At 64.8% G+C, this 26,524-nt stretch carries 28 protein-coding genes; 17 read left to right on the top strand and 11 right to left on the bottom strand.

Annotated features, from left to right (window positions below):
- Nucleotide 1 precedes the first annotated feature (1 nt).
- Entirely contained in the window at nucleotides 2-685 is a 684-nt protein-coding gene (locus G570_RS02025) for a lysophospholipid acyltransferase family protein (protein ID WP_037498620.1), read from the top strand.
- On the opposite strand, the gene pheT is transcribed toward G570_RS02025, so the two are convergent.
- Genes pheT through G570_RS02010 form a run of 3 tightly spaced genes read right to left on the bottom strand, consistent with a single transcriptional unit; the run spans nucleotide 675 to nucleotide 5,557 of the window.
- Nucleotides 675-3,059 carry a phenylalanine--tRNA ligase subunit beta gene (gene pheT, locus G570_RS02020; protein ID WP_037498618.1) on the bottom strand — a complete coding sequence of 795 codons (2,385 nt, stop codon included), beginning with the start codon at nucleotides 3,057-3,059 and terminating at the stop codon, nucleotides 675-677. The genes G570_RS02025 and pheT overlap by 11 nt on opposite strands.
- The gene (gene pheS / locus G570_RS02015; RefSeq protein ID WP_037498615.1) at nucleotides 3,056-4,108 is read right to left on the bottom strand and encodes a phenylalanine--tRNA ligase subunit alpha; all 1,053 of its coding nucleotides are present in this window, start codon (nucleotides 4,106-4,108) and stop codon (nucleotides 3,056-3,058) included. Before pheS ends, pheT begins: the two co-directional genes overlap by 4 nt.
- A 45-nt stretch (nucleotides 4,109-4,153) precedes the next feature.
- Nucleotides 4,154-5,557 carry a helix-turn-helix domain-containing protein gene (locus tag G570_RS02010; RefSeq protein ID WP_037498612.1) on the bottom strand — a complete coding sequence of 468 codons (1,404 nt, stop codon included), beginning with the start codon at nucleotides 5,555-5,557 and terminating at the stop codon, nucleotides 4,154-4,156.
- Between the two features lie 135 nt (nucleotides 5,558-5,692).
- Between G570_RS02010 and aceA the strand changes: the two genes are divergently transcribed.
- Genes aceA through G570_RS01990 form a run of 4 tightly spaced genes read left to right on the top strand, consistent with a single transcriptional unit; the run spans nucleotide 5,693 to nucleotide 9,697 of the window.
- Complete coding sequence (gene aceA / locus G570_RS02005; RefSeq protein WP_037498609.1) at nucleotides 5,693-6,970, top strand: isocitrate lyase; 1,278 nt, start codon at nucleotides 5,693-5,695, stop codon at nucleotides 6,968-6,970.
- Nucleotides 6,971-6,989: 19 nt separating this feature from the next.
- Entirely contained in the window at nucleotides 6,990-7,193 is a 204-nt protein-coding gene (locus G570_RS02000) for a DUF4170 domain-containing protein (RefSeq protein ID WP_156930285.1), read from the top strand.
- Nucleotides 7,190-8,758 (top strand): malate synthase A, encoded by a 1,569-nt coding sequence (aceB, locus tag G570_RS01995; protein ID WP_084607436.1) that lies wholly within the window; start codon nucleotides 7,190-7,192, stop codon nucleotides 8,756-8,758. The genes G570_RS02000 and aceB overlap by 4 nt, the downstream gene beginning before the upstream one ends.
- Before the next feature lie 24 nt (nucleotides 8,759-8,782).
- Nucleotides 8,783-9,697, top strand: a complete 915-nt coding sequence (locus G570_RS01990) for a DUF5996 family protein (RefSeq protein WP_037498604.1) — start codon at nucleotides 8,783-8,785, stop codon at nucleotides 9,695-9,697.
- Nucleotides 9,698-9,762: 65 nt separating this feature from the next.
- Here the strand turns inward: G570_RS01990 and rplT are convergent, their stop codons facing one another.
- From rplT to G570_RS01960, 6 genes are all read right to left on the bottom strand, one after another.
- Nucleotides 9,763-10,131 (bottom strand): 50S ribosomal protein L20, encoded by a 369-nt coding sequence (gene rplT / locus G570_RS01985; protein WP_037498602.1) that lies wholly within the window; start codon nucleotides 10,129-10,131, stop codon nucleotides 9,763-9,765.
- Nucleotides 10,132-10,147: 16 nt separating this feature from the next.
- Nucleotides 10,148-10,351 carry a 50S ribosomal protein L35 gene (gene rpmI / locus G570_RS01980; protein ID WP_037498599.1) on the bottom strand — a complete coding sequence of 68 codons (204 nt, stop codon included), beginning with the start codon at nucleotides 10,349-10,351 and terminating at the stop codon, nucleotides 10,148-10,150.
- 132 nt (nucleotides 10,352-10,483) lie between these two features.
- Nucleotides 10,484-11,050 (bottom strand): manganese efflux pump MntP, encoded by a 567-nt coding sequence (locus G570_RS01975; protein ID WP_037498596.1) that lies wholly within the window; start codon nucleotides 11,048-11,050, stop codon nucleotides 10,484-10,486.
- Nucleotides 11,051-11,053: 3 nt separating this feature from the next.
- On the bottom strand, nucleotides 11,054-11,641 hold the full coding sequence (locus tag G570_RS01970) for an SOS response-associated peptidase family protein (protein WP_037498593.1): 588 nt from the start codon (nucleotides 11,639-11,641) through the stop codon (nucleotides 11,054-11,056).
- A 10-nt stretch (nucleotides 11,642-11,651) separates the two neighbouring features.
- Nucleotides 11,652-12,536, bottom strand: coding sequence for a DUF4274 domain-containing protein (locus tag G570_RS01965; RefSeq protein WP_037498590.1), 885 nt, complete (start codon nucleotides 12,534-12,536; stop codon nucleotides 11,652-11,654).
- Nucleotides 12,536-13,468 carry a ribose-phosphate pyrophosphokinase gene (locus G570_RS01960; RefSeq protein ID WP_037498588.1) on the bottom strand — a complete coding sequence of 311 codons (933 nt, stop codon included), beginning with the start codon at nucleotides 13,466-13,468 and terminating at the stop codon, nucleotides 12,536-12,538. The genes G570_RS01965 and G570_RS01960 overlap by 1 nt, the downstream gene beginning before the upstream one ends.
- A 100-nt stretch (nucleotides 13,469-13,568) precedes the next feature.
- Between G570_RS01960 and G570_RS01955 the strand changes: the two genes are divergently transcribed.
- From G570_RS01955 to ribH, 8 genes are all read left to right on the top strand, one after another.
- A complete protein-coding gene (locus G570_RS01955; protein ID WP_037498586.1) occupies nucleotides 13,569-15,212 on the top strand; it encodes an NAD+ synthase in 1,644 nt (547 codons plus the stop codon).
- Nucleotides 15,209-16,531 (top strand): glutamate--tRNA ligase, encoded by a 1,323-nt coding sequence (gltX, locus tag G570_RS01950; protein ID WP_037498584.1) that lies wholly within the window; start codon nucleotides 15,209-15,211, stop codon nucleotides 16,529-16,531. Before G570_RS01955 ends, gltX begins: the two co-directional genes overlap by 4 nt.
- 87 nt (nucleotides 16,532-16,618) lie before the next feature.
- Nucleotides 16,619-17,296, top strand: a complete 678-nt coding sequence (locus G570_RS01945) for a TonB family protein (RefSeq protein WP_084607434.1) — start codon at nucleotides 16,619-16,621, stop codon at nucleotides 17,294-17,296.
- 50 nt (nucleotides 17,297-17,346) lie between these two features.
- Nucleotides 17,347-17,670 carry a hypothetical protein gene (locus G570_RS01940; RefSeq protein ID WP_037498580.1) on the top strand — a complete coding sequence of 108 codons (324 nt, stop codon included), beginning with the start codon at nucleotides 17,347-17,349 and terminating at the stop codon, nucleotides 17,668-17,670.
- 10 nt (nucleotides 17,671-17,680) lie between these two features.
- Complete coding sequence (gene ribD / locus G570_RS01935) at nucleotides 17,681-18,637, top strand: bifunctional diaminohydroxyphosphoribosylaminopyrimidine deaminase/5-amino-6-(5-phosphoribosylamino)uracil reductase RibD (RefSeq protein WP_037498578.1); 957 nt, start codon at nucleotides 17,681-17,683, stop codon at nucleotides 18,635-18,637.
- A 3-nt stretch (nucleotides 18,638-18,640) separates the two neighbouring features.
- The gene (locus G570_RS01930; protein ID WP_037498575.1) at nucleotides 18,641-19,246 is read left to right on the top strand and encodes a riboflavin synthase; all 606 of its coding nucleotides are present in this window, start codon (nucleotides 18,641-18,643) and stop codon (nucleotides 19,244-19,246) included.
- Between the two features lie 40 nt (nucleotides 19,247-19,286).
- Entirely contained in the window at nucleotides 19,287-20,570 is a 1,284-nt protein-coding gene (ribB, locus tag G570_RS01925; RefSeq protein WP_037498574.1) for a 3,4-dihydroxy-2-butanone-4-phosphate synthase, read from the top strand.
- A gap of 5 nt (nucleotides 20,571-20,575) precedes the next feature.
- Complete coding sequence (gene ribH, locus G570_RS01920; protein ID WP_037498572.1) at nucleotides 20,576-20,992, top strand: 6,7-dimethyl-8-ribityllumazine synthase; 417 nt, start codon at nucleotides 20,576-20,578, stop codon at nucleotides 20,990-20,992.
- Here ribH and G570_RS01915 read toward each other — a convergent pair whose 3' ends face one another.
- Together G570_RS01915 and G570_RS01910 are read right to left on the bottom strand one after the other, a co-directional pair.
- The gene (locus G570_RS01915; RefSeq protein ID WP_037498569.1) at nucleotides 20,993-21,619 is read right to left on the bottom strand and encodes an SOUL family heme-binding protein; all 627 of its coding nucleotides are present in this window, start codon (nucleotides 21,617-21,619) and stop codon (nucleotides 20,993-20,995) included.
- A gap of 41 nt (nucleotides 21,620-21,660) precedes the next feature.
- Nucleotides 21,661-22,752, bottom strand: a complete 1,092-nt coding sequence (locus tag G570_RS01910) for an alkene reductase (protein ID WP_037498566.1) — start codon at nucleotides 22,750-22,752, stop codon at nucleotides 21,661-21,663.
- 54 nt (nucleotides 22,753-22,806) lie between these two features.
- On the opposite strand from G570_RS01910, the gene G570_RS01905 reads away from it, so the two are divergent.
- Genes G570_RS01905 through feoB form a run of 4 tightly spaced genes read left to right on the top strand, consistent with a single transcriptional unit; the run spans nucleotide 22,807 to nucleotide 26,501 of the window.
- Nucleotides 22,807-23,697 (top strand): DMT family transporter, encoded by an 891-nt coding sequence (locus G570_RS01905; protein ID WP_051504480.1) that lies wholly within the window; start codon nucleotides 22,807-22,809, stop codon nucleotides 23,695-23,697.
- A 5-nt stretch (nucleotides 23,698-23,702) separates the two neighbouring features.
- Nucleotides 23,703-24,356: a COQ9 family protein gene (locus tag G570_RS01900; protein WP_037498563.1), complete on the top strand. Its 654-nt coding sequence runs from the start codon at nucleotides 23,703-23,705 to the stop codon at nucleotides 24,354-24,356.
- A gap of 43 nt (nucleotides 24,357-24,399) precedes the next feature.
- On the top strand, nucleotides 24,400-24,654 hold the full coding sequence (locus G570_RS01895; RefSeq protein WP_037498560.1) for a FeoA family protein: 255 nt from the start codon (nucleotides 24,400-24,402) through the stop codon (nucleotides 24,652-24,654).
- Nucleotides 24,651-26,501, top strand: coding sequence for a ferrous iron transporter B (feoB, locus tag G570_RS01890; protein WP_037498558.1), 1,851 nt, complete (start codon nucleotides 24,651-24,653; stop codon nucleotides 26,499-26,501). Before G570_RS01895 ends, feoB begins: the two co-directional genes overlap by 4 nt.
- The last annotated feature ends 23 nt before the right edge of the window (nucleotides 26,502-26,524 follow it).

Below are 26,524 nucleotides of genomic sequence, written 5' to 3'. Positions count from 1 at the left end.
CATGGCATTCCTTCGTTCTCTGGTCTTTACCTTACTCTTCTACCCCGGCACGCTGGTTTACGTGTTGGCCTCGTTCGTCGCGGCCGCGTTCGGGACCAAAGCCCTTCGAACGACCGTGCATGGTTGGGCCTATTTCCACTACTGGCTTGTGCGAAAGGTGCTCGGCATCCGCTTCGAATGGGACGGCGACCTGCCGCCGGGCCCTTACCTCATCGCTGTGAAGCACCAGGCGATGGTCGAGGCGGTCGACACGCTGCGCTTTGCCCGTACGCCGGTCGTGGTGATGAAGCGCGAATTGAGCCACATGCCGCTGTTCGGCTGGGTCACGCGCAAATATGGGGTGATCGGCGTCGACCGCGACGCCGGCGCGAAGGCGCTCCGTGAAATGATGGTGAAGGGCAAGGAAGCCGCGGCGGACGGCCGTCCCGTCATCATCTTTCCCGAAGGCACGCGGGTGCCGTTCGGCGAGGCACCGGAACTGCGGCCGGGGTTTGCCGGCCTTTATCGCGTGCTCGGCCTGCCGGTCATCCCGGTTGCCCACGACAGCGGCAAAATCTGGCCGCGCGGCTTCATCAAGCACAGCGGCGTGATCCGCTTCAAGGTCGGCGAAATCATCCCGCCCGGATTGAAGCGCGAGGAGATCGAGGCGCGCGTCCACGCCGCGATCAACGCGCTCAACTCCTGAGCGTCGCGCCCAGCTTTTCGGCAGCCGCCACGACCTTCTTCGACACCTCGCCGATTTCGGCATCGGTCAGCGTCTTTTCGATCGGCTGCAGCGTCACTTCCACCGCGAGGCTCAGGCCCTGCTCACCCTCGTATCGGTCGAAGATGCGCGCATCGGCGATCAGCCCCTTGTCCGCGCCCCGGATCGCCCGCACCAGCGCGTCGGCCGCCAATTCGGTCGGCACGATGAACGCGAAGTCGCGGCTCAGCGGCATCAGCGACGGCGGCGTGAAGGCCGGGCGAGCGCGCTCCGCCGAGCGTGGAGCAGGAATGGCGTCCAAGAACAATTGGGCGGCGACGGTACCGGCGGGCAGGTCGAGTGCCTTGGCGATGCGTGGATGGAGCTCGCCGAATTCGGCAAGGATCATCTTGGGACCGAGGCCAAGCTTCGCCGAGCGTCCGGGATGCCAGGTGTCGCCCGCGCCCATGAACAGCTGCAGGTTTGCAGTCGGCGCGCCCGCGGCGTCGAGGATGGCCAACACTTCGGCCTTCGCGTCGAACGCGTCGAACCCCTTGGCCTTGCCCGATTGCCAGCCCCGTTCCCGCCGGTCGCCGGTCAGGATGAGGCCGAGCGTCACATGTTCGGCGTCGGCGAGATAGCGGCGGCCGACCTCGAACAGGCGAACGGATGACGCGCCGCGGTCAAGGTTGCGGCGTGCCGCGGCGGCCAGGCCCGGGATCAGCGACGGACGCATATGCTTCATGTCTTCGCTGATCGGGTTGGCGAGGACGAAGGCCGACCCGCCGAACAGCGCGGCGTCCTTTTCGCTGATGAAGCTCCACGTGATCGCCTCGTCCATGCCGCGCGCGGCGGCCGCGCGGCGGGCGCGGCGTTCGACCAGCTGCAGCCGGGTGGCGGTGGCGCGCGCGACGCCGTCCGCCCTTGGAAGCGCGGCCGACGGGATTTTGTCATAGCCGTTGATGCGGGCGATTTCCTCGACGATATCGGCTTCGCCGTCGATGTCGGGGCGCCAGGTCGGCACGCGGATCTGCCAGCTGCCCGGTTCCGTTTCGAAAAAGCCAAGTCGCGCGAGGATCGCTTTCTGATCCTCTGCCGGAAGGTCGACGCCGGCCAGCCCAGCCAGTCGTTCCGGGCGGTAGGCGACGACATGCTCCTTGTTCGGATAGCGATCGGCGGGCGCCGCGCCCGAAACGGCCGGTTCGCTCAGCTCACCGCCGCACAGGTCGACGATCATCTGCGCTGCCGTTTCAATTGCAACGCTCATCATCGCCGGGTCGATGCCGCGCTCGAAACGACCGCGCGCGTCGGTCGAGATGGTGTGGCGCTGGCCGGTCAGGCTGATCATCGCCGGGTCGAACCAGGCGCATTCGAGCAGCACGTCGGTCGTATTGTCGTCGACCCCGGTGCTTTCGCCGCCGATGATCCCGCCGAGGCCCAATGCACCGCAGTCGTCGGCGATGACGCAGTCGTCGGCGGTCGGTTCATACTCCTTGCCGTTGAGGGCAAGGAACTTGTCGCCGTCGCGGCCGCGCCGGACAGTGATCCCGCCACTGAGCTTGGCAATGTCATAAACGTGAAGGGGGCGTGCCTGGTCGAAGGCAAAGAAGTTGGTGATGTCGACCAGCGCCGAAATCGGACGCAGGCCGATGGCCTTCAGCCGTTGCTGGAGCCATTCCGGGCTTGGGCCATTCTTCACGCCGCGAATCTGGCGGCGCCAGAAGGTCCAGCAGCCGCTGTCCGGTTCGACCGTCACATTGACCGACGGCTGGCCGACTCCTTCGGTCGCGGAGTAGCGCGTGGCCTTTTCGGTCGCCGTGCCGATGCCGACGGCGGCAAGGTCGCGGGCGATGCCGTTGATGCCCATGCAGTCCGGGCGGTTGGGCGTGATCGACACGTCGAACACCGGATCGTCGAGCCGGGCATAGTCGGCAAAGCTCTTGCCGACGGGCGCATCGGCGGGAAGCTCGATGATCCCGTCATGATCCTCGCCTAGCTGCAGCTCGCGGTTCGAACACATCATGCCGTTGGATTCGACGCCGCGGATCGCCGCTTTCTTCAGCGTGAAATCGCTGCCCGGCACGTAGGTGCCGGGACCGCCGAACACGCCGACCAGGCCCGCGCGCGCATTGGGCGCGCCGCACACGACCTGCAGCGGCTCGCCCTCTCCGGTATCGACCGTCAGCACCTGCAGCTTGTCGGCCTGCGGGTGACGTTCGGCGGTGAGCACCTTGGCGACCTTGAACGGCTTGAGCGCATCCGCCGGATTGCTGATCTCCTCGACCTCGATCCCGACGCCGGTCAGCGCGTCGGCGATTTCCGCGACGCTGGCATCGGTGTCGAGATGGTCCTTCAGCCACGACAGAGTGAACTTCATGCGCCCACTCCTCCCGACAGCGTGGGTACGTCGAAGAAGCGGAACCCGTAATGCTTCATCCAGCGCAGGTCGCCGTCAAAGAATGCGCGCAGATCGTCCATCCCATATTTGAGCATCGCGAGCCGATCGACGCCGGTGCCGAAGGCGAAACCCTGCCATTCATTAGGGTCGAGCCCGCAATTTGCGATGACCTTGGGGTGGACCATGCCGCTGCCCAGCACCTCCATCCAGCCCTCGCTGCCGCCGACGACACGGCGGCCCTTTTCCATGCTCCAGCCGACGTCGACCTCGGCCGACGGTTCGGTAAAGGGGAAATAGCTGGGGCGCATGCGCAGGACGATGTCGTCGCGTTCGAAGAAGGCCTTGAGGAAGGTTTCCAGCGTCCACTTCAAGTGGCCGAGGGTGATGCCGCGGTCGATCACGAGCCCTTCGATCTGGTGGAACATCGGCGTGTGGGTCGCGTCGCTGTCGCTGCGATAGACGCGGCCGGGCGCGATAATGCGGATCGGCGGCTTTTGCGTCTGCATCGTGCGAATCTGCACGGGCGAGGTATGGGTGCGCAGCACATGATGCCCGTCGCCTTCGACGTAGAAGGTGTCGTGCATGGCGCGCGCCGGATGCGTTTCGGGAATGTTGAGCGCGGTGAAGTTATGCCAGTCGTCCTCGATCTCCGGCCCTTCGGCGACTGCAAAGCCGAGGTCGGCGAAAATCTCGGTCAGCTCGTCGAGCACCTGACTGACCGGGTGGATGGATCCCTTGGGCGACGATGGCGCGGGCAGCGACAGGTCGAGCCGTTCGGTGGCAAGGCGGCGGTCGAGCTCGGCATTTTCAAGCGCGGCCTTGCGCTCGGCAATTCCGTTGGTGACCGCTTCGCGAAGGCCATGGATCGCCGGTCCTTCGCGGGTGCGGGTGTCGGCGTCCATCTGGCCAAGGCTTTTCAGCAGCGCCGTCACGCTGCCGGATTTGCCCAAGGTTTCGACGCGCAAGGACTCCAGCGCACCAAGGTCGGGCGCGGCGGCGATGCGGCTCAAAATTTCGTCGCGATTCATAGGGCAAGCGCCTTAGCTTGCCGCATTGCAAAAAACAAAGGCGCGTCAGCCCGCGACGAACGGATAGGGCGAAATCGTCTTTTTCGACCGGTCGACGGCCAGCATCCGGCCGGCCGGCGCAGTGGCGCGCTGGGCGCAGTCGATGCGGGGACAGATGGCGCAGGCCGGGCCAACCGGGGTGACCGGGGCACGGTCGAGGTCATAGCCTTCTGCGCAATGTAACTTATGGGCGTGGGCAATGTCGCAGCCGAGCCCGATCGCCAGCAGCCCGCCGGCCAGATCTGTCTTGACCGGCCGCTCGATGGTCCGGGCGACGGTGAAATAGCGGTGACCGTCGGGCGTTTCGATCAACTGGGTGACAACCTGCCCCGCAGCCTGGAAGGCGGCATGCAAATTCCAGCGTGGGCAGGTGCCGCCGAAGCGGCTGAACGGGAACTGGTCGCCGGCATAGCGCTTCGAGATATTCCCCGCCGGGTCGACCCGAAGCATGAAAAAAGGCACGCCGCGCTGCCCGGGGCGGCTCAGCGTGGTGAAGCGGTGGGCGACCTGTTCCACATTGGCGCCGAATTCGCCGCACAGCCGGTCGATCGAATAATGCATTTCCTCGCACGCTTTGAGGAAGCGGCCGTAGGGCATCATGATCGCGCCGGCGGCATAGTTGGCAAGGCTCATGTGGAGCAATTGGGCGATGCCTTGGTCGGGCGGTGCGGCTTCGGCCACCATCCGGTCGAGGATCGGCCCAAATTCCACCAGCGACAATTGGTAGGCCAGCGCAAAGGTGCGATTTTCGAGCTTGAGCTGGCTGCTGATGAGGAATTTGCGGGCGTCGGGGTCGTAAAGCTGGGTGACGTTGCCCAGTTCCGCCTGCGGGACGACCCGCGCGCTGATCCCCCAAGCGTCCTTCAGCCGTCGCCGCATCGGTTCGGCCATGGACAGCGGATCGCTGAGCGCGCCGCCCAGCGTCTCGGCGGCTTCTTCAAGGGCGGGATAATGGTTGCGATGCTGCTGGATATGTTCGCGCACCCAGTTTTCGGGCGTGACCAAGGCCCGGACATCGCCGCCGGCAGCCACCCCGCCTTCACGATTGGCTTCCTTCAACGCCCCGTAAAGCCGCGCGATGGCGTCGGCGACGGCAGGCGAATTGTTGGCAAGCTCGGAAAGCTCATACCGTGGCACGCCGAGGTCGGCGAGCAGGTTGTCGGCGAAGATTTCGGCAAGCTCGTCGGGGCCGGTGCGGTGGCCGCCGCCTGACGCGAAGCTGCGCACGTCGACCTCATATTGTTCGGCCAGCTTCAACAGCAGCGCGGCGGTTACCGGGCGCTGGTTGCGCTCCAAATGATTAAGATAGCTCGGGCTGATCGCCAGGCTGGCGGCCATATCGGTCTGCGACAGGCCATGGTCGCGACGCAGGCGACGAAGGCGGTGGCCGAGGAAAAGCTTGCTGGACATGGCAGCGAGCGTGTCAATCTCTGTCAAGAATCACAAGTCAACTTATGACAACATCACCCTTTTTGCCGGTGCCTTCGAGCCGCTTCTCGTGTTGCGTTGCAGCGTAATCGTTCAGGCATCCCGTTGGAGTAGCGCATGACAAGTTTTGACCAGTTCGTTCCCGCCCCGGCCGGCCGTTTCGACGGAATCACCCGTCCCTATTCGGCCGACGAGGTGGCGCGACTGCGCGGCTCCTTCGTTCCGGAAAGCAGCCTCGCGCGGCGTGGGGCGCTGAAGCTGTGGGAGCGGATGAAGAGCGATCCGGCGCCGGTCCGCGCGCTGGGCGCAATGTCGGGCAACCAGGCGATGCAGATGGTTCGGGCAGGACTCGAAGCGATCTACCTCAGCGGCTGGCAGGCTGCGGCCGACGCCAATACCGCGGGTGCCATGTACCCGGACCAGTCGCTGTACCCGGCCAACACCGGTCCGGAACTGGCCCGCAAGATCAACCGTGCGCTTCAGCGCGCCGACCAGATCGAACATGCCGAAGGTGGCGCCAAGCGCGACTGGTTCGCGCCGATCGTCGCCGATGCGGAAGCCGGCTTCGGCGGCCCGCTGAATTGCTTCGAGATCATGAAGGCTTACATCGAAGCGGGCGTCGCCGGCGTTCACTTCGAGGACCAGCTGGCGTCCGAAAAGAAGTGCGGCCACCTCGGCGGCAAGGTGCTGATCCCGACCCAGGCCGCGATCCGCAACCTAGACGCCGCACGCCTCGCCGCCGACGTGATGGGCGTGCCGACGATCCTCGTCGCGCGCACCGACGCCGAAAGTGCCAAGCTGATCACCAGTGACATCGACGAGCGAGACCGCCAGTTCCTGACCGGCGAACGCACTCCCGAAGGTTTCTTCCGCCTGAAGGACGGCACCGGCCTTGACCATTGCATCTCGCGCGGGCTGGCATTCGCCGAGCATGCCGACCTGCTGTGGTGGGAAACCAGCCACCCAGACCTCGACGACGCCCGCAAATTCGCGGAAGCGGTGCACAAGGTCTACCCGGGCAAGCTGCTGGCCTATAATTGCTCGCCAAGCTTCAACTGGAAGGCGAAGCTCGACGAAGCGACCATCGCCAAGTTCCAGCGTGAGCTTGGTGCCATGGGCTACAAGTTCCAGTTCGTCACGCTGGCCGGCTTCCACAGCCTCAACCATGGCATGTTCGAACTGGCGTCGGGCTACCGCGACGAAGGCATGGCCGCCTATTCGCGTCTGCAACAGGCCGAGTTCGCTTCGGAAGCCGACGGCTATACCGCGACCCGCCATCAGCGCGAGGTCGGGACCGGCTATTTCGACGCTATCGCCACCGCCATTTCCGCTGGCCAGGCTTCCACGGTCGCCCTCAAGGAATCGACCGAAGCCGACCAGTTCGTTGCCGCCTAAAATGAAAGGAGTTGACCTCATGACGTCACGTTATTGGGTTGTCGGCGCCGACTACGCCGACTGCAATTGCGACAAGCCGCTGCCGGGCAGCCATAGCCTGCACGGCCCCTTCACCAACGAACGCCGCGCGCAGACCGAATGGAAGCGCCTGACGTTCCGTGACCGGGTCGATGCCATGCGTCGCTATTCGATCGCCATCGAAGGACGGACCGCCACGGCATGAGCCAGGTCATGGACCGGGCGCGGGTCGAAGTTGCGTCAGCCCCCATCGATCGCGCCCCAGAGGTCCTGACCGATCTAGCCCTTGGACTTGTCGCCGATCTCCACGAACGGTTCGATGCGCGCCGCAGGGCGCTGCTCGACGAGCGTGCGGCACGGCAAGCGACCTACGATCAAGGCGAACGACCGGATTTTCGTGCGGATACGGCCCCCATCCGCGCCGGCGACTGGCAGGTCGGCCCACTTCCCGCCGACCTGCTGGACCGCCGCGTCGAAATCACCGGCCCGACCAATGCCAAAATGGTCATCAACGCGCTCAATTCGGGCGCGAAGGTCTTCATGGCCGATTTTGAGGACGCGACCTCGCCCAGGTGGGGAGAACTGATCCAGGGCCAGATCAACCTCAAGGACCGCTGGGCCGGTACGCTCAGCTACACCGACCCGAATTCCGGCAAGCATTATGCGCTCGGCGCGACTCCTGCCGTCCTGCTCGTCCGCCCGCGCGGACTTCATCTTCCCGAAGTCCACGCCACGGTCGATGGCGAGCCCGTCGCCGGCGCCTTTTTCGACGCCGCGCTCTATCTCGCGAACTGTGCCCATGCCGCGCTGGCGAATGGCAGCGGGCCCTATTTCTATCTCCCCAAGCTGGAGAGCATGGAAGAGGCGCAGCTTTGGGACGAAGTCCTCAGCTATTGCGAGGAACGGCTGCGGCTGCGCCACGGCACGATCAAGGTCACCGTCCTCATCGAAACGCTGCCCGCAGCGTTCGAGATGGACGAGATCCTGTACGCGCTGAAGGACCATATCGTCGGCCTCAACTGCGGCCGCTGGGACTATATCTTCTCGGCGATCAAGCGGATCGGCCGCTCGCCCGACTGGCTGACGCCCGACCGCGCGGCGATGACGATGGATAAGGCGTTCCTTGCTGCCTATTCGCTGCGGCTGGTCGCGACCTGCCACCGGCGCGGGGCGTTCGCGATGGGCGGCATGTCGGCCTTCATCCCTGTGAAGGGCGATGAAGCGGCGAATGAGGCCGCGTTCGCCAAGGTAATGGCCGACAAGCAGCGCGAGGTCGCCAACGGCCATGATGGCACCTGGGTCGCGCACCCGGCACTGGTGCCGGTCGCCATGCAGGCGTTCGAAAAGCTCGACGGCCCGAACCAGCTCGGCGTGACGCCGACGCACCTGCCGACCCGCGAGGAGATGCTGGCGCTGCACGACGGTCCGCGCACCGAAGCGGGCGCGCGCGAGAATATCCGTGTCGCAATCCAGTACGTCGCGGCCTGGCTCGGCGGGCGCGGTGCGGTGCCGCTCTACAAACTGATGGAGGACGCCGCGACCGCCGAAATCTGCCGCGCCCAGCTATGGCAATGGCTGAAGTATGAAGCCCCGATCGACGACGGCCGCCACTTCACCCGCGACCTGTTCGAACATTGGCACCAGGAAGAAGTGCTGGCGCTCGGCGACCTGCCGCACCTGCTGGAAGCGGCGAAGCTCGTCTATCGGCTTGTCACTGCCGACCGGTTCGAGGAATTTCTGACCCTTCCGGCGTACCCCTTGCTCGGCTAGCTTCGTCGGCTCGAGGAGTCGCTGATGCCGCAACCTTGGCCGGAATTCGATGTCGCTCGCGATCATCCGACGCTGGAGATACTGCATCTCGTCAGCCAGATGCTCGGTAAGCTCCGCGTCGCACATTCGACTTGGACCAACCATGGCTGGAACGTCACGCTTCACCCGGTGCCGGAAGGGCTGGCCATCGAGCCGATCATTACGAACGGCCATTCCTTCACGCTGACGCTGGACCTGTGCCGACATGCCATTGTGTTGAGGGTGGGCGATGGCGAGCGCGATTTGCTACCGCTCGATCTTGGCAGCATTGCTGCCATTCACCGCAACCTGATCGTGATGCTTGAAGCGCATGACCTGCCCGCGACTTTCAACGGAATCCCTAACGAAATCGCGGATGCAATTGCATTTTCTGACGATGTCGCGCGTCGCGAATATCGCCCCGAAACGGCGGACGCGCTTCATGCCGCGCTGGAGCAGATCCTGCCGGTGTTCGAGCACTTTCGCGCCTGCTTCCTCGGCAAATGCAGCCCGGTCCATTTCTTCTGGGGCAGTTTCGATCTGGCAGTCACGCGCTTTTCGGGCCGGCGGGCGCCGGAACATCCGGGCGGCATTCCCGGCCTGCCTGACCGGGTAACGTGCGAGGCGTACAGCCATGAGGTGTCCAGCGCCGGATTCTGGCCGGGCGGCGCGGTGGCTGCAGAGCCGATCTTTTACAGCTATGCCTATCCCTCGCCGTCGGGCTTCGCCGAAATGCCGGTTCCGGCCGGAGCCCGATTCGACCAAGAGTTGGGCGAATTTGTCCTGCCCTATGCGGCAGTGCGATCCGCCAGCGACCCTGCGGCCCTGCTAACCGAATTTCTGGAAGCAACCTACGCGGCTGCCGCCGACCTCGGTAATTGGGATCGCGACGCGCTAGAGCGATTGCCGGTCGCTCCATAGGAAAAGGGCGCCACCGTTGCCGGCAGCGCCCTAACCTTGTTCGCTAGAGCGTGACGTGAAGGGGCTTAGGCCGCCTTCTTGTCCAGCGCCGCCTTCGCTTGGGCGATGATCGCCGAGAAAGCTTCGCCTTCGTGCATCGCGATATCGGCCAGGACCTTCCGGTCGAGGTCGATGTTCGCCAGCTTTAGCGCGTGCATGAACTGACCGTAGGTCAGGCCTTCGGCGCGGACGGCGGCGTTGATGCGCTGGATCCACAGGGCGCGGAAGCTCCGCTTCTTCACCTTGCGGTCGCGATAGGCGTATTGCCCGGCCTTTTCGACGGCCTGGCGGGCGATGCGGATGGTGTTCTTGCGACGGCCGTAATAGCCCTTCGCCTGATCCAGGATCCGCTTATGCTTGGAGCGGGTGGTTACACCCCGTTTGACGCGTGCCATGGTTCATTCGCTCCTTTTACTTTAGGCCGTAAGGCGCCCAGGCCATGACCCGCTTGGTCTCGGCCTCGGACAGCACTTCGGTGCCGCGGTTCTGGCGAATGTACTTGGCGTTGTGGCTGATCAGACGGTGGCGCTTGCCAGCGACGCCGTGCTTGATCTTGCCGGTAGCCGTGAGCTTGAGGCGCTTTTTGACGCCGCTCTTGGTCTTCAGCTTGGGCATTTTCGTCTCCTTGCGATCCGACAGGATCGACGTTTCTCAACAGCCACGGCAGCCCTAACTGGCCGGACCATTGGGTTTCCAACAATTTGGAAAGCGGGGCGCCTATAGCAGAGGCAGGCCCAAAGGCAAGGCTCAGCCGCCCAAGAACTGGTGGCTGACGAAGATCTTCAAGCCCAGCAGGATCAGCACCGCGCCGCCGAGCAGCTCGGCCCGCTTCCCCAGCCGCGCGCCCGCCGCCGCTCCGGCATGCATGCCAAAGGTGGACAACAAGAAAGTGACGAGGCCGATCGCACCGATCGATGCCCACAGCGGCGCATCGATCAACGGCAGGGTGATTCCCGCCACGGCCGCGTCGATGCTGGTGGCGATGGCCATCGACAGCAGCGCAGAATTGGTCAGCTGGCGCACGACCTCCACGTCCTCGCCCGAATCGAGCCCAGCGCGAATCATGCGCAGGCCAAGGAAGCCGAGCAGCACCAGCGCGATCCAGTGATCGACCTCCTGGATGACACCGGCAAAGGCGATACCTAGCGCCCAGCCGATCAGCGGCATGACCGCCTGCGCCACGCCAAACGCGACGCCGACGCGCAGCGACTCGCGCCAGCCGGGGCGGAGTGCGGCACCTTGGGCCAGCGCAGCGGCGAAGGCATCCATGGCAAGGCCGATGGCCAGCGCGAGAATCGACAGGGTGGTCAGCATGGCTCAGCCGGTAGGTGCTGCCGACAGGGTTAGGAAGCCCGGTTCGGTCGGGACCAGCAGCTCGCGGCTTTTCATCTGCGGATTCAGCCAGTCGCGCCAGCGCGCGGGCGGGATCAGCACGATCTGGCGGTGATGCAGCGGCTTTACATCCTCGCCCGGCTCCGACGTCAGCAGGGTAAAGGCCTCGCCGACGTCAGGATGATCACGCCAGATCCCGGCGATGCCGATCAGCCCGCCCGCGCTCGGCTCGAACAGCCAGCGGTCCTTGCGCTTCTGCTTGGGGTCGGCGGGCTTGGTAAATTCATAGAAACCGTCGGCGACGACCAGGCAGCGGTTGTTGTTGAACGTGCGCCCTTCGGACTTGAGGTTGTAGAGCGGCGAGCCATAGCCCGACGGCCAGCTCCATCGCCGCTCGACCAGTGCGGGCGCGTCGCCCTGCATCCGCACCATCGGCGCACGATCGGTAATCCGCACGTCGCGCGGTTCAAGGTTGGGCGCACCTTCAGGGAAGGTCAGCGTCAGGCCGCCCTGTTCTGCGAACAGCTGCCGGATCGCGTCGCTACTTTTGTGCAGGCGATAGAGATTGCACATGGTGGATTCGCTAGCCGAAGCGCTTGATCAGCCATGCGATCCATAGGCCGAGGACCAGGATCGCCGCCCATGGACCGACGAAATGCAGGCCGGCCAGCAATGCACCGACGCCGACGACGTTCGCGCCGAGGAACCGGACCAGCTTGCGCGCGGGCGTTTCAGCAAGCGCGGTCGCGGAGCCGGATGACCTCGCGCCGTTCAACCCCTGCCGCACCGCTTCGATCCGCTCGATCGCACTGCGATGCTCGCCAAACACTGCGTCGATCGCCTCGAGGTCGGTCATTTCCGGCGTGGTTAGCGGGTTCCTTGGCAGCTCCAGCGCCGGCTCGAACCACCAGTTCCCGCCGTCGCGCTCTTGCCTGAACGTCTCCTCGTCGCAGGTCGTGGTGAAGACATGGAATGTGTCGCCCAGCTCCTGCCAGTCGGCCCTGGTTCCGGCGTCCATGGCGAGCGGCGGGTTGGCGCCCTCGAATGAGGCACAAAGCTCGCGCGGGATGCGGAAGGGGGCGGGACCGGTGAGACGGTCGAGTGCCCCCGCTGCGCCGAGCGCCGGAAACGCCACTTCGACCCGCTGGTAGTGGAGCCCGCTGGCCGGCCAGCCCCCGTTCGCGGCTCGGTCAAGAATGGCGGCAAGCAGGTCGCCGCGCGGCGGGCTCTTCCCTTGGGCGAGGAAATAGCCCGGGTCCGACCGCCAGAAGAGCCAGCTGGCCAGTGCCCGGTCGCAATCCGGATGGCGCACCATCTCGGGGAACAGCCAATCCATATTGTCCCAGTTGGCGTGGCGAGCAAAGTAAAGCCACGCGATCTGCGGCTGCCCTTGAAGCCAGGTCCAGATGTCGCCGACCCAGTTCCGATCTTCGGGATTACGGTCGATGAAGGTCTTGGGGATTCCCACTAGTCGAACAGGCTCGACACACTGCTTTCGTCGGCGATGCGGTGGATCGCTTCGCCGAACAGCGGGGCGATGGTCATGCGGCGGATCTTGCCGCCTTCCTGCAATCCTTCGCGGTAGATAGAGTCGGTCACGACCAGTTCGGTCAGGACCGAATTGGCGACCCGGCTTTCCGCTGCGCCCGACAACACGCCGTGCGAGCAGTAGGCGAGCACCTCGGTCGCGCCCTGTTCCTTCAGCGCGGCGGCGGCGTTGCACAACGTGCCGGCCGAATCGACGATGTCGTCGACCAGAATGCAGCAATGGCCCTCGACGTCGCCGATGATGTTCATGACTTCGGATTCGCCGGCGCGCTCGCGGCGCTTGTCGACGATCGCCAGCGGGGCGTTGTCGAGCCGCTTGGCAAGGCTGCGGGCGCGGACCACGCCGCCGACGTCGGGCGACACCACCATCAGCTTCTTGCCCGAATAGCGCGCTTGGATATCGGCGGCCATCACCGGCGCCGCCCAGAGGTTGTCGGTCGGGATGTCGAAGAAGCCCTGGATCTGCCCGGCGTGGAGATCCATCGTCAGCACGCGGTCGGCACCCGCGGTGGTTATGATATTGGCGACCAGTTTGGCAGAGATGGGGGTCCGCGGTCCGGGTTTCCGGTCCTGCCGGGCATAACCGAAATAGGGAACCACAGCGGTGATCCGCTTGGCCGACGCGCGCTTCAACGCGTCGATGCAGATCAGCAGCTCCATCAGATTGTCATTGGTCGGGAAGCTGGTCGACTGGACGACGAACACATCCTCGCCGCGCACATTTTCGTGGATTTCGACGAAAACTTCCTCGTCGGCGAAGCGGCGCACGCTGGCCTGTGTCAGTGGCACGTCGAGATAATCGCCGATCGCCTTGGCCAGAGGAAGATTCGAGTTCCCGGCGAGGAGCTTCATTGGTGACGATCCCGTGACTGTGAGCAGATGGCTCCCTTAGACAGGGTCATAGGAAAAGGGCAAGGTTGCGGTTGCCCAAGCGCACGCTAAAGCGAACGTCGTGACCGATAAGCTCAAGATTGCGCTGGCGCAGGTGAACCAGAAGGTCGGTGACCTCGCCGGCAATGCTGCCGCTATGCTGGAGTGGCGCGCCAAGGCCAAAGGCGCGGACCTCGTCATGTTCCCGGAGATGCAGCTCACCGGCTATCCGGTCGAGGATCTGGTCCTCAAACCGGAATTCGTGCGGCAGACGATGGAGCATGCCGGGCGGCTGGTCGATGCGACCGCCGACGGCGGACCGGCCCTGCTGTTCGGCTCGATTCATTCCGAAGGCGGCGCCAATTACAATTGCATGATCCTGGCCGAAGGCGGGCGTGTGGTCGGGCGGACGCTGAAGCATGAGCTGCCCAATTACGGCACCTTCGACGAGAAGCGCATCTTCGTTAGCGGGCCGATGCCCTCGCCGATCGCGTTTCACGGCGTGAAGCTGGGCGTTCCGATCTGCGAGGATATCTGGCTGGAGCCGGTGTGCGCCCATCTGGCGCAGGAAGGCGCGGAACTGCTGCTCGTGCCGAACGGCAGTCCATATGAGCTCGACAAGGACGACCTTCGCCAGCGGCTGGTGCGCGACCGGGTGGTGGAGACCGGACTGCCGCTCGCCTATCTCAATCGCGTCGGCGGTCAGGACGAAGTGGTGTTCGACGGGTCGAGCTTCGTCACCAACGACGACGGCAGCCACGTTGTGCAGATGCCTGATTGGGAAGAAGCGCTCGCTATCACGGAATGGCAGCGCACGGCCAACGGCTGGAAATGCCTGCCCGGCCAAAAGGCGACGCTCGCGCCATTTCCCGAGGATATCTATCGCGCCATGACCGTCGCCTTGCGCGACTATGTCAACGACAATGGTTTTCCGGGCATCATCCTGGGCCTCAGCGGCGGAATCGACAGTGCCTTGTCGGCCGCCGTGGCGGTCGATGCGATCGGCGCGGACCGCGTCTGGTGCGTGATGATGCCGTCCAAATATACCAGCGAAACCAGCTTGGAAGACGCGGAAAACTGCGCAAAATTGCTGGGTTGCCGCCATGACGTCGTTTCGATCGTGCCGGGCGTGAAGGGGCTGGAGGAGATGATCCCCGACGCCACCTCGCTGGCGCAGGAAAATATCCAGGCGCGGCTTAGGATGGTCACGCTGATGGCCCTGTCGAACAGCAAGGGGCATATGCTGCTGACCACCGGCAACAAAAGCGAGATGAGCGTCGGCTACGCCACGCTCTACGGCGACATGGCCGGCGGTTATTCGGTGCTGAAGGACGCCTACAAGACGACGGTCTTCGCTTTGTCGCGCTGGCGCAATGCGAACAACCCGAAGGATGCGCTGGGCCCGGATGGTCCAGTGATGCCCCAGCGCGTGATCGACAAACCGCCGACCGCCGAGCTGCGGCCGAACCAGAAGGACGAGGACAGCCTTCCGCCCTATCCCATCCTGGACCGCATCCTCGATGCCCTGGTCGAAAAGGAACAGTCGGTGACCGAGGCTGCGCGCACGACGGGTGCCGACCCGGCCCTTGTCGCCGACATCGAAAAGAAGCTTCTGCGTGCCGAGTATAAACGCCGCCAAGCCCCGCCCGGGGTCAAATTGGGCAGCCGCAACTTCGGCCGCGATCGCCGATACCCCATCACCAACGCTTTCAAGACTGGCCAATGACCGTTACCACCCGCTTCGCACCGTCGCCCACCGGGCGGCTCCACGTCGGCAACATCCGCACGGCGCTCCACAATGCGCTGTTTGCGCTCAAGCATGGCGGGCGCTTCCTGCTGCGGATCGACGACACCGATCTTGAGCGCAGCCGCGAGGAATGTGTCGAATCGATCCGCGCCGACCTCGCCTGGCTTGGCCTCCATCCGGCTAGCGAAGTGCGCCAGTCGGAGCGTTTCGAGCTGTACGAACGCGAATTTGAGAAGCTGAAAGCCGCTGGCCGCGTTTACGCTTGCTACGAAACGCCCGAAGAGCTGGAGCTACGCCGCAAGATCCTGCTCGGTCGGGGGCTGCCGCCGGTTTACGAGCGCAAGCCCGATGGGTCGCCTGCGCCGGAGGGGGTGGCGCCGCACTGGCGGTTCAAGCTCGATCACGGCGCGCCCATCGAGTGGGACGACCTCATTCGTGGCCATCAAAGCTTCAATCCCGCGTTGATTAGCGATCCTGTGATCCGCCGTGCCGACGGCAGCTGGCTCTATATGCTCCCCTCGGTGATTGACGATATCGACATGGGCATGACCCACATCGTGCGCGGCGAGGATCACGTCACCAATTCGGCCACCCAGTTGCAGATGTTCGACGCGCTCGGTGCCGCGCGGCCGCACATGGCGCACGAAGCATTGATCGTCGCGGCCGAGGGCAAGTTGTCGAAGCGGCTGGGGTCGGCCGGAACCGATTCGATGCGCGAGGCGGGGATCGAGCCGATGGCGCTGCTGTCGCTCCTCGCGCGGCTCGGGACGTCGCAGCCGGTCGAGGCGCGTGCCAGGCTCGGCGACTTGGCCGAAGGGTTCGACTTTGCCCATTTCGGCCGCGCGCCCGCGCATTTCGACATGGCCGAGGTGGAGCAACTCAATGCCAAGCTGCTTCACGCGATGGACTATCATGACGTCAGCGACCGCCTGCCCGCGGAGATTGGCGAGGCGGAATGGCAGGCCTTGCGCGGGAATCTGGCACATTTGGGCGAGGCGGCCGACTGGGTCGCTGTGCTTCATGGAGATATTACTGCCGCGGAGATGCCCGTCGAAGACCGGCAATTCCTGTCCGTCGCGGCTGAGCAGGCCTCGTCGATCGACTGGGCCGACAATCCGTGGAGCGAACTGACTTCGGCGCTGAAGGAGGCGACCGGTCGAAAGGGGAAACCTCTGTTCATGCCGCTTCGGCTGGCGTTGACCGGACGCGATCATGGTCCGGAAATGGCCGCCCTTTTGCCGATCATCGGCAGAGAGTGCGCCGTCGCCCGCCTCGACGCGGCAGCCTCGAAACCCTGACATCCAAAGTCGCGCGAGACGACAAATAGCGCTTGCACGAATCATGTAACAGTATAACATCGCAAACTCTAGGAGAGGAGATTTGTGATGCTCGCTTATGCTCCAGAACGCCGCGCGATCGGTGCAGGTCGCAATTCACGCAACACGCTGATGCTCGTGGTGGCAGGACATGTCGCCTTGGTAGGGGTTGCTCTAACGACCAGGATGAGCATCGACCGGGTGATCGATGAGCCGCCGTTGATCGTCGACAACATCAAGCCCGAGGATCCACCAAAACCCGAGCCAAAGCCACGCGCGAACCCGCAGCCCGAAAGCCATTCCGCGTCGCATATCGACCAGACCGAAAGGCTGGTGCCTGTCGACGTTCCACTCGGCCTGCCGCCGCTGGATGCCGGCAACAGCGGGGCGGTCGACCTAACCCCCGGCCCGCAGCCAGAGCTGTCCATGCCTCCCGACCCGCAACCGCTCCACGTGCCGGTCAAGGCAGGGCCGATCCTTCGTATCGCCGACGCCGACCTTCGGCCGCCCTACCCCACCGACAAGCTTCGGGCGGAGGAAGAGGCGACCTTGCGGCTGAAACTGACCATCGACGAGAAGGGACGCGTGGTGGCGGTCGATCCGGTCGGAAAGGCCGACCCGTCGTTCCTGGAGGCGGCACGCCGTCACCTCATCCGCACCTGGCGGTACAAGCCGGCGACCGTCGACGGCGTCGCAACCGGAACGACGATGGTGATCAGCCTGTCCTTCCGGCTGGAAGACGCCTGACGTAACGGGCGGGGCTGGCGAAGTCGTCCGCTCCGCCCTATCTATGCGCAATGCCGGTTCTGCCCCCTATCTCCAGCCCCCGCGCCGCGCTGAAGGACCTTGCCGCCTTCATCAAGCGCCGCGACCGCGAACAGATTTGGGGCCTGACGATGGCACTGCTAGTGACCACGATCATCATCATCGTTTTCACGGTCGATCCCAAGATCAACACCGCGCCGCCGCCATCCGTGATCTACGTCGAAGACTATGCGGCCAATCGCACCGACGCCGACATCAAGCGCGACCAGCTCAAGGATGCAAAGATCCGCCGCGAGCACAAGGAAGCGAAGAAGAAGCAGTTCAAGGAACTGCAGGACAAGCTCGGCATTGAGTGACGCCGGCTGGATGGCAGCCGCCGCCGCTTTGGGCGAAGCGGCGCGAGGCACGACCGCTCCCAATCCTAACGTCGGCTGCGTGATCGTATCGCCCGGCGGCGACCTCGTCGGCAAGGGCGCCACGGGACCAGGCGGTCGACCCCATGCAGAAGCTGTCGCCCTGGCCCAGGCGAGCTCTGCCACACGCGGCGCAACGCTCTACACCACGCTCGAACCTTGCGCCCATCCCAGCCAGCGGGGTCCGACCTGTTCGGTGATCATCCCCGCAGCGGGTATTTCTCGCGTTGTCGTCGCCCTGATCGATCCGGACCAGCGGACCGCCGGCCAGGGCATATCGATGTTGCGGGCGGAGGGCATCGACGTTGACGTCGGCGCAGGAGCAGAGGTCGCGAAGCGCTCCATGGCCGGTTATCTCACCCGCCTGTCGCTGGGTCGCCCACGCGTCACGCTCAAGCTCGCGCTGTCGATCGACGGAAAGATCGCGCTTCCATCCGGGGAATCGAAGTGGATTACTGGCGAGGATGCCCGCGCCCATGTCCACCTGGAGCGCGCGCACAGCGACATGATCCTTGTCGGACGCGGGACCTACAACGCCGACCGGCCAAGCCTCGACGTCCGCCTGCCAGGCCTCGAGGATCGTTCGCCCCGCCGCGCCCTGCTGACGCGCGGGGACGCCGTCGACGGATGGGAAATCCTTTCCTCCCCGCAGGATGTGTATCGACTTCATGACGTCAACGACTTGCTGGTGGAGGGCGGATCGGGGGTCGCGACGGCATTTTTGGCGGCGGACTTGGTCGACCGCATCCTCATTTACCGGGCGCCGATCTTTATCGGCGAGGGCAAATCGAGCGTCGGCTACATCGGCCTCGACGCGATCGCCGACGCACACGGGCGCTGGCGGGTTGCGGACGGCACCCACCTTGGCATCGACCGGCTCGAAGTCTACGAGCGCGTTCGGGAGTCCTGATCCATGTTCACTGGCATCATCACCGACATCGGAACGGTCCGCAGCGCCGAGCAGCGCGGCGACCTGCGCCTGACCATCGGTTGCGGCTACGACCTGTCGACCGTCGACATGGGCGCTTCGATCGCCTGTTCGGGGGTTTGCCTGACGGTTGTCGACAAGGGCCCTGACTGGTTCGCGGTCGACGTCAGCCACGAAAGCGTGTCGAAGACGGCCGACAAGTGGTTCGAAGGCGCCAGGCTGAACCTTGAGCGCGCCTTGAAACTGGGTGACGAGCTGGGCGGCCATCTGGTCACCGGTCACGTCGACGGCGTCGGCAAAGTCCTCGGAATCTGCCCCGACGGCGACAGCAAGCGGATCGGGTTCCTAGCACCGGACGGCCTCGGGCCATTTATCGCGACCAAGGGGTCGGTGACCATCGACGGCGTTTCGCTGACGGTGAACGAGGTTCGCGATCAGGCCGACGGCACGCACTTTTCGGTCAACATCATCCCGCACACAGCCGATCACACTACGCTGGGATCGTTGGCGCAGGGCGACCCGGTCAACGTCGAAATCGACGTACTTGCGCGGTATCTCAAGCGGATGGCTGACGCCCAAACTGTGAGATAAATCGGTCGCTCTTCACATTTCGATGTGATATGGGCGGGCCATGTCTACAAATCTGATCGAGCGACTCGCCGCTCTCGTCGACAGCGGGGAGGCCAGCCGCTCCGGCCTTGCCCGTGCTGCCGGGCTCCATCCCAATTCGCTGCGCAAGCTGGGCGCTGCAGACTGGAACCCGACCGCTGATACGCTGGTAAAGCTCGAAAAGCTCATCGATGGCGGTGTGCAGGATGTGCTCGTCGGTGCCGAAGCGATCATCGACGAGGCCCGCAACGGCCGAATGTACATCCTCGTCGACGATGACGACCGGGAAAATGAGGGCGACCTCATCATTCCGGCCCAGATGGCCACCCCCGACGCGATCAATTTCATGGCCCGCCACGGTCGCGGCCTCATTTGCCTCGCGATGTCGAAGGAACGCGTCGACGCGCTCGGCTTGCAGCCGATGAGCAAGGTCAACGGCACCAGCATGGAAACGGCCTTCACCGTGTCGATCGAGGCGCGCCACGGCGTGACCACCGGCATCAGTGCCGCCGACCGCGCGCGCACGATTGCGGTGGCGATCGATGCGTCGAACGGGCCCGACCAGATCGTGTCGCCGGGTCACGTCTTCCCGCTGGTCGCGCGGCCGGGCGGCGTGCTGGTCCGTGCGGGCCATACCGAGGCCGCGGTCGATGTGTCGCGCCTTGCGGGCCTCAACCCGTCGGGCGTGATCTGCGAGATCATGCGCGAGGACGGGACCATGGCCCGCCTCGACGATCTGATGGATTTCGCGCGCACCCACGGCCTCAAGATCGGCACGATCCGCGATCTCATCGCCTATAGGCTGAAGAAGGACCATATGGTCGAAAAGGTCGCCGACACCCGGTTCGTGTCGAGGGGCGGCGCGGCGTGGCAGGCGCAGGTATTCCGCGACAAGGCGAGCGGGGAGGAGCAGCTGGCGCTGGTCCACGGCGCGATCGACCCAAACAGTCCCACGCTGGTGCGGATGCACTCGATCGACCTTTTCGCCGACCTGCTCGGTGAATCGGGTCCGCGAGCGGGCCTGCTCCATGACGCGATGGCGATGATCGAGGCGGAAGGATCGGGTGTCGTCGTCGCGCTGCATGCCGCTGCGCCGGGGTCGCTCAGCCGGGCCACGGACCTGCGCTCCGGCAAGCCCTCGGACAGCAATCCCGCACTTCGCGGCTATGGCATCGGTGCTCAAATCCTGGCGGCGCTGGGTATCCACGACATGATCCTGTTGTCGAACACCACTCACTCGCCGGTTGGCCTTAGCGCTTATGGCCTCGCCATCGTCGAAGAACGCTGCATCACCAGGCCGGAGTAAAACATTTGGCGCATATCCTCATTGCCGAAGCGCGCTTCTACGCGCACCTCAACGACATGCTGCTGGCCGGCGCCCGCGCTGCGATCGAAGCGGCGGGCCACACGCACGAGACCGTTACCGTTCCGGGTGCGCTGGAACTGCCCGGCGTCATTTCGCTGGCCGCAGATAGCGGCAGGTTCGATGCCTATGTTGCGCTGGGTGCGGTCATCCGCGGCGAAACCTATCATTTCGAAATCGTCAGCGAAGAGAGCGCGCGCGGGTTAATGGCACTGACGCTCGACGGGCTGGCGGTCGGCAACGGTATCCTGACGACCGAGAATGAGGCCCAGGCCATCGTCCGTGCCGATCCTGCCCATCTCGACAAGGGCGCACACGCGGCCCAGGCGGCGATGGCGCTGATGGAACTCAAAAGCCGCTTTTGATCAGTTTAACGGCAGCCAGATTTCGTTGCGGCGGAGCGGCCCCGGGATCATGGGCGAATTGTAAAAGGCATATTCGGGCTCGGCGTCGCTCGTGTCACCGCGCCGCGCCAGCCATCCGCGCAGTCGATCTTCCTGTTCGGCCAGCATCTTGTCGTCGGCCCAACCCGAAAAGCTGACCACAGCCACCTTGCGCGGCGGCAGCTCTATCAGTTCGACCCCCGCCGGCGGGGCGGGAAGATCGGCTTTCGTGCGACCTTCGGGCATCACGAAGCGGGTGCGCCACGCACCTTCCAGCTCGTCATCGAACAACGGCGGATCGCTGGCCATCGGGTCGCCGCTATCCTGGATCACCGGCGTCGTCATGGCGATCTGCTCTCCATCACGCGACTTGGCAAAGATATAGTCGGCCAATCGGCGGAATCCCTCACCGAGCGCCGCCTTGCGTGGGCCATCGACGACGGTTTCGGCAACCGTAATCCCGGGATATTCCCGGACTTGGTAGTCGCCGTCCGTTTCAAGCGCCCGAAACTCGGGCTCGGGCGTCTGCTTTTCGCGGAAGACGTAAAAGGCCGCGCCGCCCAGCAATGCCGCGCCCGCCGCGACGCCAGCCATCAATCCCTTGCGCATCGTTCATGCCCTTTCGAACCAGTGTCGAAAGAGGCAACTGGTCAGGCGGCCTGCTGTTCCGCCAATGTGGGATAATCGGTGTAGCCCTCGGGCCCTTGCGTGTAGAAAGTCGCAACGTCCCATTCGTTCAGTGGTGCACCAGTGCGGATGCGGTCGACCAGGTCGGGATTGGCGATGAAGGTGCGACCGAAGCTGATCGCATCGGCAACGCCTTCGTCCAGCTTGGCCTGCGCCTTGGGACCGTCATAGTCGCTGTTGAGCACCAGCGTGCCGCTGAAAACCTTGCGGATCGATGGGCTGACCGGGGCTTCGTCGGTCGGGCGGAAGGTCGATTGGGGGCCCGGCTCGCGCAGTTCCAGCCAAGGGACGCCCAGGGCCTGCAGCCGGGCGGCGGCGGCAGTGAACAGGCCGTGATTGTCGCTGTCGTTGCAGCCTTGCACGTCGCCGTTGGGCGACAGGCGGATGCCGGTGCGATCGCGGCCGACTTCGCCGACGACCGTGCCCACCACCTCGCTCATGAACCGCAGCCGATTCTCGACCGATCCGCCGTAATCGTCGTCGCGAAGGTTGGTGCCGTCGCGAAGGAATTGATCGATCAGATAGCCGTTGGCACCGTGAATCTGGACACCGTCGAAGCCGGCGTAGATCGCGTTGCGCGCGGCGCGGGCATAATCGTCGAGGATGCGCCGGATGTCGTCGAGGCTGGCGGCATAGGCCTGGGGATAGTCCTTTTTCCCCTCGTAGGTGTGGGCATAATGCGGGGCCTGGGTCGCACTCGCGCTGATGTTGCGCATGCCGCTGACATTGTCGTGAACCAGTCGGCCCATATGCCAAAGTTGCGCGACGATCCGGCCCCCGGCCTGGTGAACCGCGTCGGTGATCGGCTTCCACCCTTCGACCTGCGCATCGTTCCACAAGCCCGGCGCGAACGGCCAGCCAAGGCCTTCGCGGCTGATCCCCGTCGCTTCGCTGATGATCAGCCCCGCCGCTGCGCGCTGGGCGTAATATTGTGCCATCAGCGGTGTCGGCACCGCGTCGCGGGTGGCGCGTGCGCGGGTCAGCGGCGCCATGATGATGCGGTTGGGAAGGGCTAGCGCTGGGGTCAGATCGATCGGATCGAACAGGCTGGGCATGAACGGCCTTTCTGCTATCGGCGCATCATGGACGCCGGTTCGGGAAAGCAGGAAATGGTTTCTGATCGAAACCTGTCAAGGGGCCACCGCTGGGCGTTCGTCGCACTGTTGCTGGGGAATGTCGCGCTGGCCATGGGACCTTTCCTGGTGCGCCACAGCGGTGTCGGACCGGTGGCCGCAGGCTTCTGGAGGCTGGGGTTGGCGCTGCCCCTGCTCTGGCTGATCGCGCGATATTCCGGTCAGCCCGTGCATTGGCCACGTCGCTCGCTGACCCTGCTCGTCGCCCTTGCCGCATTTTTCTTCGCGACCGACCTCGCCGCCTGGCATGCGGGAATCCTTTTGACTAAGCTCGGCAACGCCACCTTGTTCGGCAATATCTCCAGCTTCATATTCGCCGCCTGGGGCTTGTGGATGGCGCGGCGATGGCCGACCGCCCTCCAGGGGTTCGCGCTGCTGCTCGCCGCCGCCGGCTGCACCGCGCTGATGTGGAGCAGCGCCGAACTCAGTGCCGCGCATATCAGGGGCGACCTTCTCGCCGCGCTGGCCGGCATCCTCTACGCCGGTTACCTCATCATCGTCGAGCGAACCCGCGGCGAACTGCAGCCGCTTCCACTGCTGTTCATCGCCAGCCTGTCCGGTGCCGCCCTGCTGCTGCCCTGGGCCGTGCTGGCCGGTGAAACGGTGGTGCCGCAGGATTGGTCGGCGCTGATCGCGCTGGCGCTGTGCAGCCAGGTCGCGGGTCAGGGCCTGATCGTTTACGCCCTTGGCCATGTGCCGCCGCTGGTCGTCGGGGTCACGATGCTGACCCAACCGGCGCTGTCGGCGTTGCTCGGCTGGCTTTACTACGACGAACGGTTGACGGCACTGGACTGGGCAGGTGCGGCGATGATCGTTGCGGCGCTGATCCTGGTGCGCTTGCGCGAAACGCCGGCAAGGCCCAAATAGCGGCGATGGACGAACAGTCGCCTTTGGAAACGCTGCGCCTGAAGCTGGCGTTGAAGGTCGGTGAGAACGCCGTGTTCGACGGCTGGACCCCGACGGCGGTCGATGCGGCCGCCGACCAGCTGGGCATAGACCGGGAGAAGGCGCGCCTCGCCTATCCCAAGGACGCGCCGCACATGATCGATGCGTGGATTCAGGGCGTCGACGCGGCGATGGTCGACCATTTCACGCCGGAGCGGCTGGCAGGCCTCGGCATCACCAAGCGTATCCGGGCCATGATCTGGTTCCGGCTGGAAACCACCGGACCGGCGCGTGAAGCCGTGCGCCGCGCATTGTCGATCCTCGCCATGCCGCAGAACGTTCCACTGGCGCTCAAGACCGGATGGCGTTCGGCGGACCTGATGTGGCGGCTCGCGGGCGATACGGCGACCGACTATAACCATTACAGCAAGCGGCTGATCCTTTCGGGTGTCTACAGCGCGACCTTGCTGGCGTGGCTCGACGACCAGAGCGAGGGTTGGACCGACACCGCGGCATTCCTCGATCGGAGGCTGGCCGACGTCGGCCGGTTCGAAAAGTGGAAGGCCGGATGGACGAGCAATGACCTGTATCGCCCGAGCATGACGCGCTTTTTGGGACGCCTGCGCTACCCGGCGCGCTAGATTCCAGTTCCCTTTTTCTTCTGTTATTGATAATCGCTCGCAAATGAGCGAGCCGCTGATCACACTCGACAAGCTACGCCGGGGCATTCGCGCCCGGGTGGAATCGGTCGACTGGGCGATCCTCGAGGAGGCCGACCGGATCCGCCTTCGCCAATTCGGATTCGATGAAGGGGTGACGGTCGAGCAGATGCATCAGGGCCCGTTCGGCGCCGATCCGGTGGCGATCAAGGTGGGGCGCATGACCGTTGCGATCCGCCGGTCGCACGCCCGCGCGATCAAGGTGTCGACCGCAGCATGAGCGACCTGCCGCTGGTTGCCGTCGTCGGCAACCCCAATGCCGGAAAAAGCGCACTGTTCAACGTGCTGACCGGTGCGCGGCAGAAGGTCGGCAACTATCCTGGCGTGACGGTCGAGCGGCACGTCGGTCGCCTGATTGCTGCCGACGGACAGGCGATCGAGCTGATCGACCTGCCCGGCACCTATTCGCTCGATCCGACCAGCCCCGACGAAGCGGTCACCCGCGACGTGCTGCTCGGTAAGCAGAAGGGCGAGCGGCTGCCGCAGGCGCTGCTGATCGTCCTCGACGCGTCGAACCTCGACAACCATCTTCGCTTTGCGTTGCAGTTGATCGACCTCGGCCTGCCCACGGTGGTGGCGCTCAACATGGTCGACCTCGCCAAGCGCGACGGGCTTGAACTCGACGCGGCACGGCTCGAACGGGAGCTGGGTGTTCCGGTCGTCGAAACGGTGGCGGTGCGCAAGCGGGGCATCGCGGACCTTACCGCGCGGATCCAGGAATTGCTGACCGGACCACGCCTGATCCGCGCGGGCGACGGGCCGATTCATGACTCGCTGGAATTGCAGCGCCGCGCCCGTGAAATTGCGATGGCGGCGATCGTCAGCGAAACGCCCGTTCGACGCCTCACACATCGGCTCGACGGCCTTCTCCTCCATCCGGTTGCCGGCCCGCTCATCCTTGCGGCGATCCTGTTCGTCATGTTCCAGGCCGTCTTCTCCTGGTCCGCGCCGCCCGCCGACTGGCTGGAGGCGCAGACGCTGGCGGTAGGCCAGTGGATTGCGGCAGCGCTACCCGATGGGTTGTTAAAATCACTGATCGTCGACGGAATTTTCGCGGGCGTGGGTGCGGTGATCGTGTTCCTGCCGCAGATCCTGATCTTGTTCCTGTTCATCCTCGTGCTGGAATCGTCGGGCTATATGGTCCGCGCGGCCTTCCTGATGGACCGGCTGATGAGCCACGCCGGCCTTTCCGGTCGCGCCTTCATTCCGCTATTGTCGAGCTTCGCCTGTGCCGTCCCAGGCATCATGGCGACGCGGACGATCTCGGATCCCAAGGACCGGCTGACGACCATATTGGTCGCGCCGCTGATGACCTGTTCGGCCAGGTTGCCGGTTTATACGCTGATCATCGGTGCCTTCATTCCGGCACGCGACGCCTTTCCCGGTGTCGGGCTGCAGGGATTGGTGCTGTTTGGCCTTTACCTTGCCGGTATCGTCGGTGCGCTGCTGGCCGCGCTGGTGTTGCGCCGGACTGTGGTGAAGGGCGGCGGCGGGGCGTTCATGATGGAACTGCCCAAATATCAGATGCCGCGCATCGCCGACATCGCCATCGGCCTTTGGCAGCGCGCACTGATCTTCCTCAAACGCGCAGGTACGATCATCATGGCGACGACCGTGGTGCTGTGGGCTTTCGCTAGCTTCCCGCAGGCCGGGCCGGGACAGAAGCAATCCGACGTGTCGATCGCCGGCCATATTGCCGACGGCATCCATACCGTGGTCGCGCCGATCGGCTTCAACAAGGACATCAGCCTGGCCCTGCTGCCCGCAATGGCCGCGCGCGAAGTGGCGGTCGCGGCAATCGGCACCGTCTACTCGCTCGATGCCGAAGACGAGGCACAGGCCAAGACGCTGGAACAGCGCATGGCCGGGCGCTGGAGCCTTGCCACCGCGCTCGCCTTCCTCGCCTGGTTCGTGTTCGCGCCGCAGTGCATCTCGACCATCGCCGTCACGCGGCGCGAAACCAACGGGTGGAAATGGCCCGCATTCATGGTCGGATACCTGTTCGTGCTGGCCTATGCGGCGGCCGGAGTTACCTACTGGACGGCGGTTGCATTCGGCCTCGGCTAGGCGCTAACGCTCATCCGCGAGAT

Source organism: Sphingomonas jaspsi DSM 18422 (genome assembly GCF_000585415.1).
GTDB classification, from domain to species: Bacteria; Pseudomonadota; Alphaproteobacteria; order Sphingomonadales; family Sphingomonadaceae; genus Sphingomicrobium; species Sphingomicrobium jaspsi.
This window is presented reverse-complemented; position numbering and strand designations above follow the sequence as displayed.

Coding starts and splice junctions, on each gene's coding strand:
- G570_RS02025 (WP_037498620.1), top strand. CDS start 2: ATGGCATTCCTTCGTTCTCTGGTCTTTACCTTACTCTTCTACCCCGGC.
- pheT (WP_037498618.1), bottom strand. CDS start 3,059: ATGAAGTTCACTCTGTCGTGGCTGAAGGACCATCTCGACACCGATGCC.
- pheS (WP_037498615.1), bottom strand. CDS start 4,108: ATGAATCGCGACGAAATTTTGAGCCGCATCGCCGCCGCGCCCGACCTT.
- G570_RS02010 (WP_037498612.1), bottom strand. CDS start 5,557: ATGTCCAGCAAGCTTTTCCTCGGCCACCGCCTTCGTCGCCTGCGTCGC.
- aceA (WP_037498609.1), top strand. CDS start 5,693: ATGACAAGTTTTGACCAGTTCGTTCCCGCCCCGGCCGGCCGTTTCGAC.
- G570_RS02000 (WP_156930285.1), top strand. CDS start 6,990: ATGACGTCACGTTATTGGGTTGTCGGCGCCGACTACGCCGACTGCAAT.
- aceB (WP_084607436.1), top strand. CDS start 7,190: ATGAGCCAGGTCATGGACCGGGCGCGGGTCGAAGTTGCGTCAGCCCCC.
- G570_RS01990 (WP_037498604.1), top strand. CDS start 8,783: ATGCCGCAACCTTGGCCGGAATTCGATGTCGCTCGCGATCATCCGACG.
- rplT (WP_037498602.1), bottom strand. CDS start 10,131: ATGGCACGCGTCAAACGGGGTGTAACCACCCGCTCCAAGCATAAGCGG.
- rpmI (WP_037498599.1), bottom strand. CDS start 10,351: ATGCCCAAGCTGAAGACCAAGAGCGGCGTCAAAAAGCGCCTCAAGCTC.
- G570_RS01975 (WP_037498596.1), bottom strand. CDS start 11,050: ATGCTGACCACCCTGTCGATTCTCGCGCTGGCCATCGGCCTTGCCATG.
- G570_RS01970 (WP_037498593.1), bottom strand. CDS start 11,641: ATGTGCAATCTCTATCGCCTGCACAAAAGTAGCGACGCGATCCGGCAG.
- G570_RS01960 (WP_037498588.1), bottom strand. CDS start 13,468: ATGAAGCTCCTCGCCGGGAACTCGAATCTTCCTCTGGCCAAGGCGATC.
- gltX (WP_037498584.1), top strand. CDS start 15,209: ATGACCGTTACCACCCGCTTCGCACCGTCGCCCACCGGGCGGCTCCAC.
- G570_RS01945 (WP_084607434.1), top strand. CDS start 16,619: ATGCTCGCTTATGCTCCAGAACGCCGCGCGATCGGTGCAGGTCGCAAT.
- G570_RS01940 (WP_037498580.1), top strand. CDS start 17,347: ATGCCGGTTCTGCCCCCTATCTCCAGCCCCCGCGCCGCGCTGAAGGAC.
- ribD (WP_037498578.1), top strand. CDS start 17,681: ATGGCAGCCGCCGCCGCTTTGGGCGAAGCGGCGCGAGGCACGACCGCT.
- G570_RS01930 (WP_037498575.1), top strand. CDS start 18,641: ATGTTCACTGGCATCATCACCGACATCGGAACGGTCCGCAGCGCCGAG.
- ribB (WP_037498574.1), top strand. CDS start 19,287: ATGTCTACAAATCTGATCGAGCGACTCGCCGCTCTCGTCGACAGCGGG.
- G570_RS01915 (WP_037498569.1), bottom strand. CDS start 21,619: ATGCGCAAGGGATTGATGGCTGGCGTCGCGGCGGGCGCGGCATTGCTG.
- G570_RS01910 (WP_037498566.1), bottom strand. CDS start 22,752: ATGCCCAGCCTGTTCGATCCGATCGATCTGACCCCAGCGCTAGCCCTT.
- G570_RS01905 (WP_051504480.1), top strand. CDS start 22,807: ATGGTTTCTGATCGAAACCTGTCAAGGGGCCACCGCTGGGCGTTCGTC.
- G570_RS01900 (WP_037498563.1), top strand. CDS start 23,703: ATGGACGAACAGTCGCCTTTGGAAACGCTGCGCCTGAAGCTGGCGTTG.
- G570_RS01895 (WP_037498560.1), top strand. CDS start 24,400: ATGAGCGAGCCGCTGATCACACTCGACAAGCTACGCCGGGGCATTCGC.
- feoB (WP_037498558.1), top strand. CDS start 24,651: ATGAGCGACCTGCCGCTGGTTGCCGTCGTCGGCAACCCCAATGCCGGA.